Source organism: Streptomyces sp. NPDC088762 (genome assembly GCF_044750905.1).
Taxonomy (GTDB): Bacteria; Actinomycetota; Actinomycetes; order Streptomycetales; family Streptomycetaceae; genus Streptomyces.
This window is the reverse complement of record NZ_JBIVKT010000006.1, coordinates 98205-116233: the sequence shown is the minus strand read 5'-3', so window position 1 is coordinate 116233 and position 18029 is coordinate 98205. Positions and strand designations below refer to the sequence as shown.

Here is an 18029-nt window from a genome sequence, read left to right as displayed (position 1 = left end):
CCCGGTACTACAGGCAGCACCCGGTCTCGGCCGCCGGTATCGGCAGCCTTCAGGCTGCGCTGCCACATGCTGGGGGCTGTGTCCATGCTGCCGGGCCGACGCAGCGGCCGGGCAGCTCCCGACCGCCCCAATCCCAGGCCAAGAACCAGCTGCAGCGGCCGCGGCCGCGCGGCGGCGGCATTCAGCGCCCAGTCGGCATCGTCTTCCCAGCGGATCGAACGCAGGCAGGCCCGGCACAGGCCGTCCGAGTTGAGATGCGCCTCGCGGCAGCACCGCGGACACCCCTCCCGCACCGGATTGGCCTGCCGCCACTTCCAGCAGGCCTCGCACACCCCGCTTGCCTCCAGCACCGCCCAGCTCAGGCACTCCCCGCAACTGGACCACACCGGCCCCGCGCGCACGCCGCCGTGCCCGTCAGCTCGGAGGCAGCGAACGCGGATCCGCCCGGGAGCCGGCGCGGGACCGGCCGCGCCAGATCCGCACCCTCGCCGCTGGCCGCCCGGCTCGCCGGCGCGGGGACCGCTCGCTCGACCGCGACCGGCTCGGCCTGCAGTAGGTCGGCCACCGTGCAGTCCAGCGGGTGCAGATCAGGTCCAGATCGTCCAGCCTCAGCGTGACCGGCGTACCGCCCCACAGTGCCGCGACCTTGCTCAGCGACGGCGTGAATCCCACCGCCCGAAACGCCTCCAGGGATGCTGGTCCCAGCCAAGCCAGGCGGTCCATGCTGCGGCGGCTATGAGAAACAGCAGGTAGGGAGCGAGTTTCAGTGATCTCTGGCTCATGGCCCCAGTCTTGCGACCCGCCCCGGTGCTGCGGGAGAGCGCACGTACTCACCTCGCTCTGAGTAGCCCGGCGTCGGTCGCGGAGCCCGCCGGACCACCCGAGACATTTTCTTGACCCGCCTGTAGGGCGGGGGTCTATCGTCGGCCGCCGGTGGTGAACAGGACGAGGAAGGCGATGCCTTGTGTCAGCGGGAGGAGTGCGACAGGTATCCGGCCGTGGGAACGACCAGTGGAACCGAACAGACTCATCCCCGCCTGAGTACGCCACGGGTTCAGGAACCGGCACGCGAAGACCGGCACGCTCGCCTGGGCACCGAAACCCAGCCGGTCCGGCCCCGGCCGCCCGCCCGGCTCGAAGGACAAGCGGCCCGCCACCCGCTATGACGTCGGACGCGTGCCACCCCAGCCTCATTGCCACCACACCGACGATGTTGGATAGCCGCATCGTGAGATGCAAGAAGGAGAAGCAGAAGCAGCCCGACTGGGGCATCCCGAAGGGGGTCGTGCTGTTGGCGACGCCGGAGGGCTGGCGCCACAGCGTCTCACCATGGAAGGCGGCATGTTATGCGGGCGTCTGGACGTGCCGATCAACACCGACCCGCAAGGCGCGCGGGCCGCGGCGGCCCGGATGGTGACGGAACTCGCGCGACTTCCACGCCACCAACGTCGAGGTGTGCTGGGATCCCCCTCGGGAGCCCCGGTCATGGACCGCTCAGGTCACCCTCGCCGCCGGAGCCGAACCGGCCCGGCCGGAGGCCAGTGTGGCGTAGCCCCACATGCTCGCCCGCGGAGCGCAGGCCGTCGATCCATTTTCCACCACGCCCGGGCCTCGACCAGGCCCGTCCTGGCGTTGGCCCCGGCTGCTATCCGCATGGAGCCTCGCGCTGCTCACGTGGTCGCGTGGCGGCTCGCAGGCCTGGACGTGGTCGTCCTTCTGACGTACCCATCACGGAAGCGCGGTCAGAACCCCGTACTTGGCCAGACCGGCCAAGTACGGCGAGCGGCGAGCCAGGTCGTCGAGTGCGGTCGACGGTGTCACTGCCCGGACGTTCCGAGGGCCAGGTCGGCCGACTCGAAGCGGTGCTCCGTCGGCTTCAGCACTTCGTAGAGATTGCCGAAATACTCCGTTTCCGCCGTTCCGGTGAGCACCGCCAGGAGGAACGCGACGCACCCCATGTCGTGGTGCTCCCACAGCGGGCCGCGTCCCTCGTTATAGAGCACGGTCCACTCGTCGGGATGCTGACCGGGCCGTGCCAGCCAGTACAGGAACGCCCCCGTACCCTCCTCGAACGCCCACGGCAGGACCCGAGCCCCCGCCTCCAGCAGGCCGGCCGGCTTCGCCTCGAACTCCCACAGGCTGGCCAAGATCTCGTCCCGTTCCCTCGCCTGCGCGTGCAGGTCACAGTCGCTGTACGCGGAGTCGGGGACGAGCAGCCAGATCGTGTCGTCGAAGATGCCGTCGCCGTAGGTCTCGACAAGCTGCTTGTAGTCGGCGGGCAGAGCCACCCCCAGGGCGTGCTCGGCCTGCGCCCAGTCCGCCGAAGGCGGCGGTTCGGCGGGGGGCGGGCAGAGGCGGATAAGGGCGTCGAGGATGATCATGGAACGGACGCTACTGGATCCCCAGCCGGTGCCCGTGGGGTGGGTCGGCAGGGCAGGCGAAGATCAGTATCGGCTTCGGCCCGGGTGTCCGCTCACCAGGGGGACGGATGCCGTATCTTGGTGCTCCTACTGCATGCGCCGGGGCTCGGGCGTGCCCGCCATGGAACGCCCCGCACGCACCGGCCACCGGCCGTATCCGCTGTCCTACGAAGCAGGTCCCGCGCCGCCGGCCACGCGGAACCCCAGAGCGCTCGACGCAGCCTCGGATACGGCGATCAGGGTCGGCCGGTCCGCAGCCGGCATCGAGAAGCCGTGCCTGCCGGCATGCTCGACGAATTCCGCCGGGAGTTCGATGTTGTACCACTCGACATAAGAAGCGAGGTCCACCCGCCAGACGAAGCGGCCGTCGGACAGCAACGACGATCCGCCGGGCACGCGGAAAGCGCCCCCGATGACATCAATCGTCCCCTCCATGATGTCGAAGACCGGATGTCCGGAGTCGAGGTACTGCTTCACCTCCGCCTTCGGATAGGACGCCTGGTCCCGCACCTTGTCCCCGATGGGTTCGCGGAACACGGCATCGTTCTCCGGGTCCATCTCCCGGTAGAAGCCGATCATGTCCATCTGGTTCATCCTTCCCGCATGGGGAGGAACACCCTCCAGTAGCCGCCCTTGTCGACCTGTGGCGTTTGGCCGGGGCCGAGCGCCGGGTTGGTGCCGACGCGGTCCGTCGGCGCGCGCACCGTGGTTCCGAGTTCGTTCGCGATGCGCTGGGCGATCCAGGAACCGTCCGAGCCCGAGTGGCACACCATGAGCCGGAGAGGTCCACCATTGTAGTGCGGATTGTTTGTCACGGCGTCCACCAGCTGACCGGCGTTGACGTGGCCGTTGGGGGTCTCCAGCCAGCCGTCCCGGCTGCCGTGCGCCACCACGTCGTGTTCACCGGCGTTCGCCACGTTGTTGAAGTTCCGCACGCTCTGCCCGTCGGCGCCGACCAGCGTTCCCGTCGGCCCGTGGGTCACGGGATCGCCCGCGGGAATCCGGTTGTCCTCCATGTAGTCCATCCCCCCGTGGCAGGGGGACAGCCCCAGAGGGTCGCTCAGGCGGTGGGGATTACCGACGTATGCGACGGGGTGGGGCGCCGGGGTGATGCCGAGCGGGTCGGGGGAGGCGTAGCGTCCCGACTCCGGGTCGTAGTAGCGGAACCGGTTGTAATGCAGCCCTGTCTCGGGGTCGAAGTACTGCCCGGGGAAGCGGAACGGCGTGTAGGCGGTGCTCGACGCCGCCCAGGCGGTGGAGCCCCACACGGTGCTGCGGGTGTGCCAGGCCAGCCGGCCCGCCTCGTCGACGAGTTCCCGGGGGGTGCCGATGAGGTCGGTGACGATCGAGAAGAACCGCTCGTCGACCGCCTACTGAGGGGAGTCCGCCGTGAACCGGCGCTCGGTCTGGGTGAGGGGGCGCGCCCCCTGGTGGTCCCAGGTCAGAGTCACCCGGTCGGATCCCGGCCGCCCGTGGATGGTCTGCTCGCAGAGCGTGTCCCCGTCCCAGGTGAACGTGATGTGCTCCAGGACGGTGCCGTCCTCGCCGAGCCGCTCCTTGGAGACGCGTCGGCCGAGCGCGTCGTAACGGTAGCGCCAGCGGCTTCCGTCCGGGGTGGTGACGGCGGTCAGCCGGCTGTCGGCATCCCACGTGTAGTGCCAGGTGTCCGGCTTGCGCGACAGCCGTGTGCGCTGCCGCAGGGTCGTGCGGCCCAGCGCGTCGTACTCGTAGCGGACCCGTCCCGCCCGCGTGAGGGTCGTGCCGCTGTATGCGCGGCTGCCGGTGGCCTCCTGCCCCGGGTGGGCCGCCGGCCAGGAGGCCTCGGTCTGGTTGCCCGCCTCGTCGTACGCGTACCGCTCGCTCCACTGGGCGGCGTCGACGGCCGTGACCCGGCCCGCCGGGTCGAGTGCGAACGTCTGGAGGCCGGCCAGCCGGTCATGGATGCCGCTGAGGTGGCCGTCGGCGCGGTAGCTGTAGTCGCGCCGTTGGATGCTTCGGCCGCCGGAGGTGACCTCCTGGCCGCTGAGCCGGCCGACGCTGTCGAACTCCGAGACGAGGAGGGTGGTGCCGCCGATGCGGCGTGCGATCTCGCGGCCTGCCGCGTCGTGTTCGAAGGCGAGGGCGCGGCCGGAGGTGGTGAGCGAGGTCCGGCGGCCCGCCGCGTCGTAGGTCCGTGTGCTGACCGCACCGGTCGGAGTGGTGCGGCTGACGCGCCGGCCGAGCTCGTCGTACGCGTACGACACGGTGCGCCGTCGACGGTCTCGGACAGCAGCCGGCCGTGCCGGTCCCGTACGAACGTGATCGTGGCGTCGCCGTTCACGGCCTCGGCGAGTTGGTCGGAGAAGTCGTACGCGAACGTGGTGAGGGCCCCGTCGGCGTCCTTGGACACCAGGCGGTCGAGATCGTCCCACTCGTAGCGCAGGGTCCGGCCCGAGGCGTCGGTCCGGGAGGTGATGCGGCCGACGGCATCGCGTTCATAGCTGAGCGACCGGTCGTCGAAGTCGGTCTCGGAGACGAGGCGGCCGGCGCCGTCGTACACGTAGTCCCAGGTCGCCCCCTGCGGACTGCGCACCCGGGTGAGCCGGAGGTCGTGGTCGTAGGTGAACTCGTGGCGCACGCCGTCATACCCGGTGCGGGCAGCCATGAGGTCGAAATGGGTGTACTCGAAGCGGGAGACGGCGCCCATCGCGTTCGTGTGGGTGAGGCAGTTGCCCTCGCCGTCGTACGTCCACGACTCCTCGCTGCCGTCCGCCAGGACGCGGCGGGCGGGCCGGCCCTCCGGCGTCCATCGAACCCGGGTCGTATGGCCGAGGGCGTCGGTCAGCGCGGTCGGGCGGCCGAACGCGTCCCGGGTCGTCCGTGTCGTCGCCCCGAGCGGGTCGGTGACCGAGATGGGGAGTCCGGCCGCGTCGGTGGTGACGAGCCTGCTCCGGCTCTGCCGTCGCCACCCACGCCACCATCCGCGCCTGCTTCGCCCGTGCCGGTCCCCCCCGACGCCTGCACTGCCACCCGCACCTGTCGTGCCGCCGCGGCCCACAGCTCCGCCGCAACCCACAAGTCCGCCCACCCGCCCGCGCCGCAGCTGGTGGCCATTCGGACGACGACACTGAATGTCTTCACGGGTGCTGGTGGCCCAGGCCCTCCGCTCAGGCCGGGCGGAGGGCCAGCGACAGCCGTTCCTCGATCAGAGACGGTGCCGGTGTGCGGCCCTCGGCCGCCTTGGTGGTCTCCTTCGCGGTCTTCTGTTCGGCCACTGGGTGATCCCCTGGCAGCACAATGATCAAGGCTGTGATGCCGCACGGCCGCCGGACTGATCGTCCTGCTACGGCCCCGCCACGATTTCTGCGGACCTGCGGGAGCTCTCGGGAGCCTCAGCAATCGTGAACACGAGGAGACCACCATGTCCGCACGTGAACTGCAGGAGAGGGTCAACGCCCTGCGAGAGCGACTCGATCGCAATGAGCCGCTGTCCGAGGAGGAGGTTACGACCTCCACGAAGAGGCTCGGCAGATCGAGGCCCAGCTGAAGCTGGAGAAGGTCACCGCTGACGACGGCCTGGTCGACGCCATCAGCCTCGCCATCGAGCGGTTCGACGAACGACGCACAGATCTCCACCAGGGCCTGCTCGAACTGGCCGGCTGCCTGATATGCCTGCGCCGGCTCCAGAGGACGGTCAATCGCTGTGCCAGTAGCGGAGACGGGCCTCAGGCCCGTTGATACGCACCATGCAGTCTTTGAAGAGCTGCAACGGAGGCTGCTGGCTGTCAACCGGAGCCAGTGTGAGCCTCAAATCCTGCAACGGCTTGGCCAGGGCGATGAATCTGAGCCCATCCGGGTCAGGGCCCCTGTAGGCCGCCCATGCCTCGAACAACGGCCTCACGTTTTCCCAGCCAGGTCCCGGGGTGAAGCACGCCAGGAAGAACGGCTGATCACAGCCGTACTCACTGAGCTCACCGACCAGGACGTCTCCCTGCAAGAGCTGCCACCGCATCATCTCGTGTTCCGTCCCCCACCGCCCAGTCGAGTTCGCATCATCGCAGCGCGTACCTCTCTGACCGCGCTTCATTCTGAAATGATCAGTAAGTGGCTGATCATCAGCGGCACCTACCGCGGCACTGGTTTCACTGCCGGGCAAACGACGCCGACCTCGTCCCGCTCCCGACCAGGCTGGTAAGCCGGTCACCTTCACTCACTGGTACATCGACTGGCTACAGAAGGCGGAGCGCACTGCACACCAACCATCTACGAACGCCTGACCGCTGGGCACTGGTGTGCTCGGCGTTGAGCCGTCGACACGATGAGCGTTTTGGTTGGCCCGGGTGAGCGCGCTGGACCAGTTTGATCTGATCACACCATCTTCTTGAGTTGGGTGCCGTGCAAGGTAATGTCCGCGTGTTCGAACAAGCCCAGGTCAGGGGCCGAATAGGGGAGGGCGTAATGAGCGGTGCGGGATCGGTCGACAGCGGGTGGAAGCTGAGCGACACAGAAGGCGGAACACTCTCGGGGCGGTGGTGGAGATGGGCCATGTCCGCGCCAGGCGACCGCAGCCCGGTCAGCGACAGGACCGGCGAAAACGCTGGCTGGAACCAACCGGACGACCTCTGGTTCCTTGCCGGCACTTACGGTGGACGCGTCGTGCGGCGCTCCACGATTCCGTCGGACCGCCCCCTCTTCTTCCCCGTACTCAACATGGAGCACAACCGGTTCTACTCGAAGACTCCGCTGACCATGGGCGTGGTGGAGGCGACGGCCGCCCTCAACGGCGTTCCGCTCCCGCTGCAGGAGTTCTCGGCACAGTTCCGCACCAGATGGTTGACCCGCCGGTTCACCTGGGGAGTCTGGGCTGGCGTCGCGCCGCTGAGGCCCGGCCAGTACGTGCTGGAGATCAAGGCGGCGGCTGACAACGGCTTCTGGATCGACACGACGTACCACCTTGAGGTAACCGCCAACTGAGCCACGGAACCAGGCACAGGTTTCCACTTTTCGCTACATGGCGGTCTGCACCCGACCCCGGGCCTCCGCCCCGGCCAACTCCCCGGTGAACTGACGGGATGAAGCCTGCCGTTGGCAATGGGGGCCGGTAGAACCGCCGGGTGATGATCAAAATGAGGGCGCGCAGCGGCCGAAGCTGGCGGCCTGTCCCTGTCGGCCACCGTACGGCGTCTCAGGAGTGCTCCGCATCACCGTTTTTATGTGCCTGTTGCAGTTTTTCCGCCGTTGCGCGCCGGGCGGTGTAGGCGGCGTATCCGCAGATGCGCTGTGACGTGGATCACGAGGAATCATAAAATCCGCTGGTCAGAGTACTAAATGTGATGATCCGATAACTGTGTGTGCGAGAACCTTCGGGTCTGACGTCACTTCACCAGGGGGCGGTGGAGCCGGGGCGATCCTCCCGCTCTTCGGCCAGCACCTGACCCGGATCGCGGCTCTGACCACGCGCTCAGTGACCACCCTCGGCGAGGACACCCTACTGACCCTTGACCGCACCCCAATCCCGCTGCGCTCGTCGCTGGCCCGCCTGCTGACCGACCTCGCAAACATGCCGCCGCCCACCAACTGGGCGGCGAACTTTTCCCAGGGCTGGCTGTTCCCCGGAGGCCGCCCCGGGCGGCACCTCTCAGCGACCGTGCTCGGCCGCGCCTTGCCAGCCACCACATCCCTAACCGGCCCGCTCGCAACGCCGCCCTCGTCGCCTTGGCCCAAGACCTGCCTCCGGCAGTGCTCGGACCGATGCTCGGCCCTCATCCCGTCACCGCCGCACACTGGCGACGGCGCGCCGCAACCGACTGGACCGCGTACCTAGAAGCCCGCACATCTCAAGCCCAAAGCTGACACTCGGCTGTCCGATCCCGCAGGCAGCCCGTCATCGCGGATCTGGAGGGTTGGTCACGCCGGCCAGGTCGAGCAGCTGGTGCATCTCTGCGGGCGCCAGGGCGGGGTTTGCCGCAGCATGCCGTGCGGAGCCGGGAAGGGCGAGCCTTCGAAGGAGTTCTCCGGACGGCAGTCTCGGGTCTCGCAACGCCCAGTGGCCGACGTCCGGGTCGTCGATTAGTTGCATGACGAGGTCCTGGCCCCCGTCCGGATCGTCGAGGGCAGCGTGGCGCAGCCGTGGACTGGGGTGGTCGGCGTATCGGGCGAGGCCAGGTTTGGCGAAGTTCGGATGGGACCGCAGACTGCTCCACATCAAGCCGTGCCAGTGGGCGTACATCTCCACCACGAGTTCGTGCGGTGCCTTGTCCCCGTGCTGGCACAGGGTGAGTTTGACGAAGAAGTCCTCGTCGCTGGCGAGACGCTTCACTACGTCGTCGGGCAGGTGTTGCTGCATCGCGATGCTCCGCCGCAGCAGGACATGCTCGGAAGTGGCGGCCCTACGGGCTACCTCCGGTTCATGGCCGCGTTCCACGATCCAGCGCGGCGGTGTGTGGTAGCCGTGCGGTACTACGTAAGTGATGGCGGAGCGCTGGGCCTCGGTGAGGTCCTCGCGCATGGATAGGGCGAGCCGGACCGCGTCATCGGGGTCCTGGGACAGTTGCAGCGCCAGCTCGGTCGGCACCCGCGGGTCCTGGGCTGCGGCGCGACGTACGGCCGGGTCACGGTCGTGTATTCGTGTCTCCGTAGGCGGCGATTCGAGCTGGCCTTTGGGCTCATCGGGAAACATTTTGGCGAGGGCTGCTCGGACTTCGGGCTCCGGGTCGTCCAGCAGCCTCTCCTGAATGGACGCCGGAAGGCAGGGCCACAGCTCTGGTGTGAGGGCCGCGGCCCTCACACCGGCGTCTCGGTCCTCGGCGAGGCGCGCTCGTACGGCTGTGGGCATTTCCCACTGTGTCGCCCTTCGCCGGACCCGTGCCTCGCTGTCTTCGGCCAGTGCTTCGACTACCCCGGCGGGGATGCGGCGGCCGAAGTCCCCGGCGAGGGTCGCGTAAAAGGTCCGGACCCGAGGGTCCGGATCCCGGGCGAACGCCGCCAGAACGTCCACGTCCGCGTTCCCGTTCTCGATCAGCCAGAGCCGGTGCTCAACCTGCGGGGAGGCAGCCAAGACGGCCGTCTTCTCCTTGTCGAGGGAGCAAATCGTGATCCAGGAGGCAGGCCGAGGCAGGCCCTCCACAGTTAGTAGCCGCGCCAAGACTGAACCCGTCAGTCCTGGATTCCACATCAGCCCCTCGAACCACTCCTGCACCAATCCGTCGTCCACGTCACCCGCCCGAAGGAAGTCCCCACCCACGTCACTCATGGCCTCATTCTCCCTGGCCTTCGGCCCGGTACCGGCGAGCCAGCCGGTGGCGAGCGGAGCCCCAAGTACGCAACGCTGCGATGGGAAGTACAGGCGCCAGCGGCGCACGCGCAGGTCGATCCGCGAGACCCTCAAACGGAATACAGCACGGTATGAATGACGCTCCCCACCAGCAGGCGCCAGTTCGTGCAGTGCACAGCGGCGCGAGGCGTACGCGAACGACCAGGGCCAGATGGCCTTCCTGGTCGCAGTGACGGCCCGCTCGAACCGGAGCAAGGCCGACCAGGACCCGGCGGAGTGGCTGCCGCCAGCCCCGGACGCGGTGTGCCGGTACGGCGCCGAATGGACCGCGACCACCCGCCGTCCGTCCCAGTCCTTCCTGCGGTGGTGCATAAAGACCGGCTGTGTCGCCGACGGCGGCCAAGGAGTAGCTGACGGGGGAGCGGGTCGCGCGTGCCGGCAGGCGCAGGCAGGCGACACCAGCCGGGAGTTCGGCGCGCACCGCTCCGTGCCAGCGGATCCACAGGGCGGGGCGCCCGCGCAGCGCCTCGTCGCGGATCTTGTCCACGCCCGGTGCCGGTGTCCGCACGGTCGATCTCCACCGCGATCGGGGGACCGTCCTCGCGCAGCAGCCACAGGTCGAGGTAGGCGGACCGCGGACGGTGACCAGTAGGCCCGGCATCCCCCGTTCAGCATGCGCGGCAGGTCGATGTACCGCATGGACGCCTCCTCGCGGACGCTTCAGCGTAAAGGGTGTTGCAGAAGGTCTGGTTTCGGCAGGCCGAAGTGGCGCCTGACCTGCTGTTTCACCGTGTCGCGGCGAGGTTGTGCATGGTGGCGACAGTCTGGACCGCGTGGTGGAGACCGTCTCCTTTCTGGCGGCAGTCGCGGAGGATCTTCCAGTTCTTCATCCGGGCGAAGGTGTGCTCGACGCGGGCACGGACACGTCGGTGTTCGGCGTTGTCTTCCTCCTGGCCGCGCAGGAGGGGGCGACCGGCTCTCTTCCGGTGCGGGACGATCAGGCCGGTGCCGAGGTAGGCGCCGTCTGCGATCACCGTCGTCCCGGCCGCCGTGGCCGGCAGGCCCGACTCCCGCCACACGTGGGCGTCGTCCTTGTTTCCCGGAGCGGGCCGGGCCGAGGCGATGACCAGGCGGCTGTCTGCGTCGATGATGACCTGCACGTTCGCCGAGAACCGGTAGTTGCGGGAAGACGCCGCGACGGTGCGGTCGCGGACCGGGATCAAGGTTCCGTCCACGATCCACAGCCGGTCCACGTCGGCGATCGGCCGCGGGGCGGGCTCCAGCGCCAGCAACGGACGCAGGCGTTGGATGACCCGGCAGACGGTGGCCGAGGAGATCCCGAAGAGCGGGGCGAGCTGCCGCATCGTGAGGTTGGTGCGGTAGTAGACGGCCACCAGCAGGACCCGGTCGGCCAGCGGCAGACACCACGGCCTGCCACCACCGGGACCGTTCCCGCCCCGCTCCTTAACGTGTTCTGCGGGATCGACTGGGCGGAGGGCCACCACGACGTCGCGCTCGTCGACGACACCGGCAAGCTGCTGGCCAAGTGCCGGATCAACGACGACCTGGACGGCTACCGGCTGCTGCTGGACCTTCTGGCGGAACACGGCGACATTGCGGAGACGCCGATCCCGGTGGCCATCGAGACCAGCCGCGGTCTGCTGGTCGCCACGCTGCGGCAGGGCTCGCGGAAGATCTACGCGGTCAACCCGATGGCTGCCTCCCGCTACCGAGACCGGCACGGAGTCAGCCGCAAGAAGTCGGACCCGGGCGACGCCTTGGTCCTCGCCAACATCATCCGCACCGATGCGCCGGTGCACCGCCCGCTGCCCGCCGACGCCGACCTGGCCCAGGCCGTCGCAGTCCTGGCCCGCGCGCAGCAGGACGCGGTCTGGAACCGGCAGCAGGTCGCCAATCAGCTGCGGTCCCTGCTGAGGGAGTACTTCCCGGCGATGATCGAGGCGTTTCGGGACAAGCCGGGAACCCTGACCCGGCCCGATGCCTGCCGCATCCTGGCCGTTGCGCCGACACCTGCCCTGGCCGCCAAGCTGCAGATGTGGAAGCTGACCGCCATGCTCCGGCGCGCCGGCCGCCGCCGGGGCATTGAAACCGATGCTGAACGAATCCAGCAGCTCTTCCGCGAGGAAGCCCCGCGACAGCTGCCTCTGGTCGAGGACGCCATGGGCAAGCAGGCACGGGCCCTGCTGCTGCAGCTGGACGCGGCCTGCGAGGCGGTCGATGACCTGGCCCGGGCCACCGAGGAGGCCTTTCGAGCGCACCCCGAAGCGGCGATCATGCTGAGTTTCCCCGGCATCGGTCCGCAGGTCGGTGCCCGTATTCTGGGCGAGATCGGCACGACCGGAGCCGGTTCGCGTCGGCTGGAGGGCTAAAGGCGTACGCCGGCTCGGCCCCGATCACGCGGGCTTCCGGCAAACGACGCTACGTCGGACGCCGGTTCGTCAAGAACAACCGGCTCAACCACGTCGGCCACCTGTGGGCCTTCGCATCCCTCAGCGGTTCATCCGGCGCAGACGCCCACTGCCGGCGCCGCCGGGCAGGAGGGGACTGGCACATGCAGGCCCTGCGACACCTGTTCAACCGGATGCTCGGCCAGCTCCACCACTGCCTGCAGACCCGCACTCCCTTCGACGAGGTGGTGGCCTTTCCTCTCGGGGCAGTGCCGCCGCCCAACCAGGCCGTGTCGGACATCTGATCGACTACGCTCCTGGCGGTGACCAGTGAGCCCCCGCACGCAGACCGCTTCCTCGGTGGGTTCAGGGAACTGAGGCATGGGAATCCAAATGGCCCCTCCCTGATCGCTGCCGTGCGCAGTGAAGGTGACCCGCACGAAGAGGACCTCGCGCGATACCTGCGTGCTGGCAGCGTGGTCGCCGCGACTGGATCAGCCGTTTACGACTTCCTCAGCCCGACCAAGCAGTTCATCGATGGGCCTCACCTCCTCACCGACGGTGAGTGGTTCTGGCCCACCGACCTTGCCTACTACGTTGAGCGCTACCACGTTCCCGTCGATGACCGATTCGTCGATCACGCACGCCACCGTGGGTGGGTGCCTCCGCAGCTGAATGACGACCAACTCGTGCAGATCGCGGATACCTTCTTCCCTGAAGACGAAGGATGAGGTGCTATCCGCCACCTCCGCAGAGCCCAACTTGACGGCTTAACTGCATGAGGTGTCTTTCCACGCGATAGCCGAGGGAAAGAGGGTTGGTCTGCGTCCGGGGGCCGGCGGCGCCGCAGGGGTACTTCCTGCCGCGGAAGTTGAACGGGCAGGGTGGAATGGCATCCAGGCGTTGCCCATCATCAGAGGATGGGGGAACGGATGGACGTGGCGCTGTTGCGGAGGCTGATCGACGGCGTGCTTGCCACGCTGTACACGCGCTACGGGCACAAGGAGCTGCCAGCCTTGTGTCAGCGCCTCGGTCTTCCCCCACCCGATGCGGGAAACACCAAGCACGAGCGCCTGGTCGCCAGCTTGAGCGCCTGCCCCGACGATCGCCTGCCGGAAGTCGCCGACGCCGTTCTTGAGCAGGAGGAGCTGGGGCAGGCGGAACGGATGGCGCTGCAGGACGTTCTGTGGCTCGGCCGCCACCACGTGGAGATCCCGAGCCGGACGCGGCGCGAGCTCGCCAGGGACTTCGATCTCTGCGATCACCTCGGCTACCCGGACCGCTTCATGGCGCTGCTGGGCCGCCTGTGGCACCTGGACAACGACCCGATGAGCGGGTGGGTCACCTCGACCAACAGCCTCCGCGACCAGATCAACCGCCACGTCTTCAGATTCCCAGGCGACTGGTCAACCGAGGAGTTCTTCGAGCAGCTTGGCGCCTTCGAAGCCCCCCATCCACGCTTCGGTGTCTTCCTCGAGGGGCTGGCCTCCGCAGCCGTCCTTCCCGACGAGCAGGCACAGCGCCGCTTCGTCGAGCTCGCGAACCGGCATCTGCAACCCGCTGGCGCCATCCTGAGCCAGGACGGAAAAGCCGACGGCTACCCCCAGTTCCACCTGGTCCAGCCCGGCCGCGGCACCGCGCGCCGGCCGCGCAACCTCATCTTCGCCACCCTGGGCAAGCCCGACATCCGCTTCACCAGCGCCCTCGACAACGACATCGAGGTCGCCGAACGCGACGACAAGGTCCTGGTCTACGACCACCCCGTCGGCAAAGAGGGACTGCTCTGGCGCCAGCTCCTGTCCTGGTGGCAGGAGACTCGGAACACCACCGACCACGAGCATGCGGCCCGGTCCCTCTACAGCCGCATGGAGGCTTGCCTGCCCCCAAACTCCCCAGGGCAGAAGAACCTGTTCTGGCACTACCACCACGCCTACCGGAACCACCTGAATGACGTCCCCGCCCTCCTGCCGGAGATCTGGCTCCACTGGGACCCCAAGACCCGACCCGAACGCGGCATCCACGCCATGCAGAACCTGCGCATGGACTTCCTCATGCTGCTCCCGGGAAACCGGCGCGTGGTCCTGGAGGTCGACGGCATGCAGCACTACACCCGCAACGGCGGAACCGAACCCGACAGCACGAAGTACGCCGCGACCTTGGCCGGCGACCGCGCCCTGAAGTTCCGCGGCTACGAGGTCTTCCGGTTCGGCCACGACGAACTCCGCGACCGCGACCGCGCCCAGCCCCTGCTCACCGACTTCTTCGCCACGCTCCTCGACCGCTCACCCGCCGGTCCCTCCCAAGTGCCGCTGTCAGTCCAAGGCTGACAGCGGGGCGCCGTGCACCGTTCACCGCAGCGGCCCTCGTCATCTCACCAGCGGGGGGCGTCGGCGGGGGCGACGGTCGGGGCGCGCCCGGTGCCAGCGCGCAGCGTGGCGCCAGCGACCGGAGGCATCGCGGGCATCGTCGATACCGACCTCCACCACCAGCTCGGGCTCCACCAGCGTGACGGACAGCTTCTCGCTGCTTCCCCACCCGGCGGAGAAGGACCACCCCGTCCACGGGTGGCCGCGCCGGGACCGGTGCAAATTCCCCGCGAGAGCCGTACCAGTTGCCCCAGCGAGGTGGTGGTGCGGCCCCTCATCGTCGTACCTGCCCAGCAGCAGCGACCGAGGAGCGGCCGCAGGGCCGCTGAATGCGCCGACGACCGCCACCGTCGTCTCGCGCGTCTGGTACTTCTGCCAGCCCCGCACCGCAGGACGATAGGGCTCGTCCAGCCGTTTGAAGACCACGCCTTCCATCCCGACCGACGCCCACGTCAGCCACTCGCGCACCGTCTCCGCCTCGGTGGTCGACGGACACAGCACCCACGGCGCCGTCAACCGCCGTTTGGCGAACACGGACTCCAGCCCTGCCCTGCGCTGCTGGTACGGCCACACTCGTATCCGTTCCGGACAGCCGCAATACATCGAACGCGACGAAGTACGCCGGCCACTCGCCTGCGGCCCGAGCCGCACCAGCGCCACGCCGGACCAGCCGGTCCTGCAGCCGCTCGAACGCCAGGCGCCCCGCAGCGTCCCAGACGATCAGCTTGCCATCCAGCGCGGTCGCGTCCGGCAGCTGTGCGGCTCCGGCCGCGATCTCCGGAAACGCCGGCGCCATCTCGGAGCCGCGCCTCGAACGCAGCACAACCCGGCCCGCGTCGACTGAGATCAGAGCCCGGAACCCGTCCCCCTTCGGCTCCCCGGCCCAGCCCGGCCGCAGATCACAGGCCGGGACGGCAACGGTCAGCATCGGTTCCGGCAGCGTCCACATCACAAGGGATCCATTTCCCCCGAGCGCTCCAGTGCTGTCGTTCTGCCGCCGAGTCCAGCTAAGGAGTGGTTTTGTTCACGAGAACGGGTTCTGGCTCAAGTTCCGTGGCCGTCCGGCAGACAGGCTCGCCCGCATCGGACACTCGGCAGGTCAGCCGCCTGCTCCCAGCCTGCCACTCTGCCGGGTCACGCACACCAAACACCTGCGGATGGCGCACGGCACGCCACAGCGGATGTCATCCGATCGTGCTGCAGACACCCTCAGTTCAGCCTCAGCTTCCCGGCCGGCGCCCGGAGGTGGCGATGACGGCGATCGGGAACGAGAGGTGCTCGGGGTCGTCGATCTCCTCCAGGCCTGCGCGCACATCGGCCTCGCTCAGCATTCCGGCGGCGATGAGGCGGGGTGCGACCGACAGAACGGTCAGTCGGGAGAACTCGGCGATCGGCGATCCCGCATGGAAGGCCGGCAGGTCCGCTGCGACCTGTACGTCTTTGTAGCCGGCGTCGCGCAGGACCTGCGGTGCGCGACCGCCCCAGGCGTCGTCCATGCCGAACGAGGCGCTGAGCAAGTCCCACCAGGCGTCGATGACCCGCCGGAGTGGGGAGGCGGCGGGCAGTCCGTGACGGGGGAAGTGGACCAGTTCCTCCAGCACGAGCACGCCACCGGGGACCAGCCATTCCAGCATCCGCGCGACGATCTGTTCACGCTGGGGCAGGTGCATCAGAACGGCGCGTGCGTGGATCAGGTCGAAGGCCCCCTCGGAGAAGGCGTCCTTCGCAATGTCGTGCACCAGCACCGTCAGATTGCCCGGAACCGGCTCCCGGATGAGCGTCACGTCCAGGTCGGTCGCGGTGACCCGTCCGCGGGGACACTGTCCGGCCAGCCAGTGGGCGATGGTGCCGGTGCCCGCGCCGACCTCCAGGCAGGACCAGTCGGCCGCGACTCCGACGGCCTCCAACCGCTGTCGGGTCTGCGCGTCGAACGTGCGGGCAATCGCGTCGAGCCGGACCTGCTCGCCGGGACGCTGGTGTCCCAGCACATCCCCGTACTGTTCACCGACCTCCCGATCACGTCCGGCCGCCCCGAATTCGGGTGCGGATGCAGGTGCGGATTCGGGTGCGCCGCGATGTGTCATTGCTGTTCCGTTTCGTTGCTCTTCGCCGCCAGCGGGTGCTGCTTCGCCGTCCGGCCGGTGCCTGGAGCAGTGCTGCGCGGCGACCGGGGCCTGCGGCAGCGGCACTTGTCACTCGCTGCGTTGTGGCGAGGATGTTCGGTGGCTACTCGGGCATCGTAGGAACGGCGGCTCGCGCCACACTGCCCAAGCTGCTGGAATCCGCTGAACGCGGGGTGGAGCATCGCGCGTTGACGCACGTCAGTGCACCCTCGGCTCCGTCGGAGCGACGCTTTCCCGGCCACGGCATCTCATCCGATCAATTCGCACTACCGGGTGATCGATCCCGGCTTTGGGAGAGTTGCCGGCGGACTGCGCCCAAGGGTGGGAGACCCTGGCCAAGGGCGTGCAGGACGCCCAGGTTCGGGGCCGGACCAGAACCCTGGCCCAGGTCGACCGTCAAGAGAGAGCCATCCATGCAAAACGAAGCCGTTCAGCGTGCCGCTCTGATTTTCAAGCTGCTCGACACCAATAAGAACGGGGTGCTCGACAGGCAGGACTTCGAGCTGAACGCCGAAAGGGTGCTGGCCGCCGCCACGGACTCGGCCCCGGAGGCCAGGCAGGCGCTGGCCGACAGCATGCGCCGCTGGTGGGACGTACTGGTGGGCGCGCTGGACACCGACAAAGACGGCGTGATCAGCCCCAGGGAGTTCGAAGCCTCCGTACTTAACCCGGAGCGGTTCGGTCCGACCATTCACGCGTTCGCCGAGGCACTTGCCACGCTCGGCGACCCGGACGGCGACGGCCTGATCGAACGGCCCCGCTTCCTCGCCCTGATGACCGCGTGGGGCTTCGACGTGCCGAACATCAACGCGCTGTTCGACGCGTTCGGTCCGGACGCCGGCGACCGGATCACGGTGACCTCGTGGGCCGACGGCATCCGCGATTACTACACGCCTGGCCTGGCCGGAATCCCCGGCGACCACCTGGTCTCGCTGCCAGCCTGAGCCTTCGCCGGTTCACTGGCGAGCGGGCGTTGAGCAGCCCGAATGCTGGCACCGAAGAGCCGGAACCAGTCTCGCTGGGTCCGGCTCTTTCGCATTGAGCCCCTTTCATTCTGCGTCTTCCTCGCCGACTGACCCAGCCGGCACACGGCCCGTAGAGCTGCGAACAGGGCGGCCACGGCGACGGTCGGCGTCGGTGCTTCCCGGTCGGGCCACGGCCTCCTCTGACCCTGATGCGCCCCTGATGGGCCTTGACGCGGGGACCAGGGTGACATGTGCCGCGCGGGGAGCCGTGATCGGCATCAAGACGCGGTGAAGGACTGCCGGTCACCGGCAATGCGCCGCGGTGTCCCGGCCGGGCAGGATCAGCGCACGGGGAAAGCCGAAACCGGCCGGGATGCCGCACCGCGCGAACGGGGGAGCGGGGCGGCATCCGGGCCGGTGACGGGCAGGCGGACTCGACGCAGTCGACGCCAGCCAACTACCCGGCCTCACCAACTTCGCACTCCACAGTCTCCG

General features: G+C 68.7%; 10 protein-coding genes and 5 pseudogenes. 6 read left to right on the top strand and 9 right to left on the bottom strand.

What is annotated here, in order from left to right:
* Positions 1-414: 414 nt before the first annotated feature.
* From ACIP5M_RS16645 to ACIP5M_RS16630, 4 genes and pseudogenes are all read right to left on the bottom strand, one after another.
* A pseudogene (locus tag ACIP5M_RS16645) lies at positions 415-723 on the bottom strand (helix-turn-helix domain-containing protein).
* A gap of 1094 nt (positions 724-1817) precedes the next feature.
* A complete protein-coding gene (locus tag ACIP5M_RS16640; RefSeq protein ID WP_401197455.1) occupies positions 1818-2381 on the bottom strand; it encodes an SMI1/KNR4 family protein in 564 nt (187 codons plus the stop codon).
* A 204-nt stretch (positions 2382-2585) separates the two neighbouring features.
* On the bottom strand, positions 2586-3005 hold the full coding sequence (locus ACIP5M_RS16635) for a hypothetical protein (RefSeq protein WP_401197453.1): 420 nt from the start codon (positions 3003-3005) through the stop codon (positions 2586-2588).
* Positions 3006-3010: 5 nt separating this feature from the next.
* Positions 3011-5331 (bottom strand): annotated as a pseudogene (locus tag ACIP5M_RS16630) (RHS repeat-associated core domain-containing protein); the annotation flags it as partial.
* A 1613-nt stretch (positions 5332-6944) separates the two neighbouring features.
* On the opposite strand from ACIP5M_RS16630, the gene ACIP5M_RS16625 reads away from it, so the two are divergent.
* Positions 6945-7373 carry a hypothetical protein gene (locus tag ACIP5M_RS16625; RefSeq protein WP_401197451.1) on the top strand — a complete coding sequence of 143 codons (429 nt, stop codon included), beginning with the start codon at positions 6945-6947 and terminating at the stop codon, positions 7371-7373.
* 910 nt (positions 7374-8283) lie between these two features.
* Here the strand turns inward: ACIP5M_RS16625 and ACIP5M_RS16620 are convergent.
* Positions 8284-9651 carry a hypothetical protein gene (locus tag ACIP5M_RS16620; RefSeq protein WP_401197450.1) on the bottom strand — a complete coding sequence of 456 codons (1368 nt, stop codon included), beginning with the start codon at positions 9649-9651 and terminating at the stop codon, positions 8284-8286.
* Between the two features lie 172 nt (positions 9652-9823).
* Between ACIP5M_RS16620 and ACIP5M_RS16615 the strand changes: the two are divergent.
* Positions 9824-10015 (top strand): annotated as a pseudogene (locus ACIP5M_RS16615) (HNH endonuclease); the annotation flags it as partial.
* A 442-nt stretch (positions 10016-10457) separates the two neighbouring features.
* On the opposite strand, the gene ACIP5M_RS16610 reads toward ACIP5M_RS16615, so the two are convergent.
* Positions 10458-11177, bottom strand: a complete 720-nt coding sequence (locus ACIP5M_RS16610) for a transposase family protein (RefSeq protein ID WP_401197447.1) — start codon at positions 11175-11177, stop codon at positions 10458-10460.
* Here ACIP5M_RS16610 and ACIP5M_RS16605 point away from each other — a divergent pair.
* From ACIP5M_RS16605 to ACIP5M_RS16595, 3 genes and pseudogenes are all read left to right on the top strand, one after another.
* Positions 11142-12385, top strand: a pseudogene (locus ACIP5M_RS16605) (IS110 family transposase). The gene ACIP5M_RS16610 and the pseudogene ACIP5M_RS16605 sit on opposite strands and share 36 nt — an antisense overlap.
* Before the next feature lie 18 nt (positions 12386-12403).
* A complete protein-coding gene (locus tag ACIP5M_RS16600; protein WP_401197444.1) occupies positions 12404-12811 on the top strand; it encodes a hypothetical protein in 408 nt (135 codons plus the stop codon).
* Positions 12812-13012: 201 nt separating this feature from the next.
* Entirely contained in the window at positions 13013-14407 is a 1395-nt protein-coding gene (locus ACIP5M_RS16595) for a hypothetical protein (protein ID WP_401197442.1), read from the top strand.
* 39 nt (positions 14408-14446) lie between these two features.
* On the opposite strand, the gene ACIP5M_RS16590 is transcribed toward ACIP5M_RS16595, so the two are convergent.
* The 3 genes and pseudogenes from ACIP5M_RS16590 to ACIP5M_RS16580 form a co-directional block, all read right to left on the bottom strand.
* Positions 14447-14980 (bottom strand): hypothetical protein, encoded by a 534-nt coding sequence (locus tag ACIP5M_RS16590; RefSeq protein WP_401198028.1) that lies wholly within the window; start codon positions 14978-14980, stop codon positions 14447-14449.
* Between the two features lie 103 nt (positions 14981-15083).
* Positions 15084-15374: pseudogene (locus ACIP5M_RS16585) on the bottom strand (ATP-dependent DNA ligase); the annotation flags it as partial.
* Between the two features lie 292 nt (positions 15375-15666).
* Positions 15667-16434, bottom strand: coding sequence for a class I SAM-dependent methyltransferase (locus ACIP5M_RS16580; protein ID WP_401197440.1), 768 nt, complete (start codon positions 16432-16434; stop codon positions 15667-15669).
* Positions 16435-16982: 548 nt separating this feature from the next.
* Here ACIP5M_RS16580 and ACIP5M_RS16575 point away from each other — a divergent pair.
* The gene (locus ACIP5M_RS16575; RefSeq protein WP_401197438.1) at positions 16983-17513 is read left to right on the top strand and encodes an EF-hand domain-containing protein; all 531 of its coding nucleotides are present in this window, start codon (positions 16983-16985) and stop codon (positions 17511-17513) included.
* Positions 17514-18029: the final 516 nt, after the last annotated feature.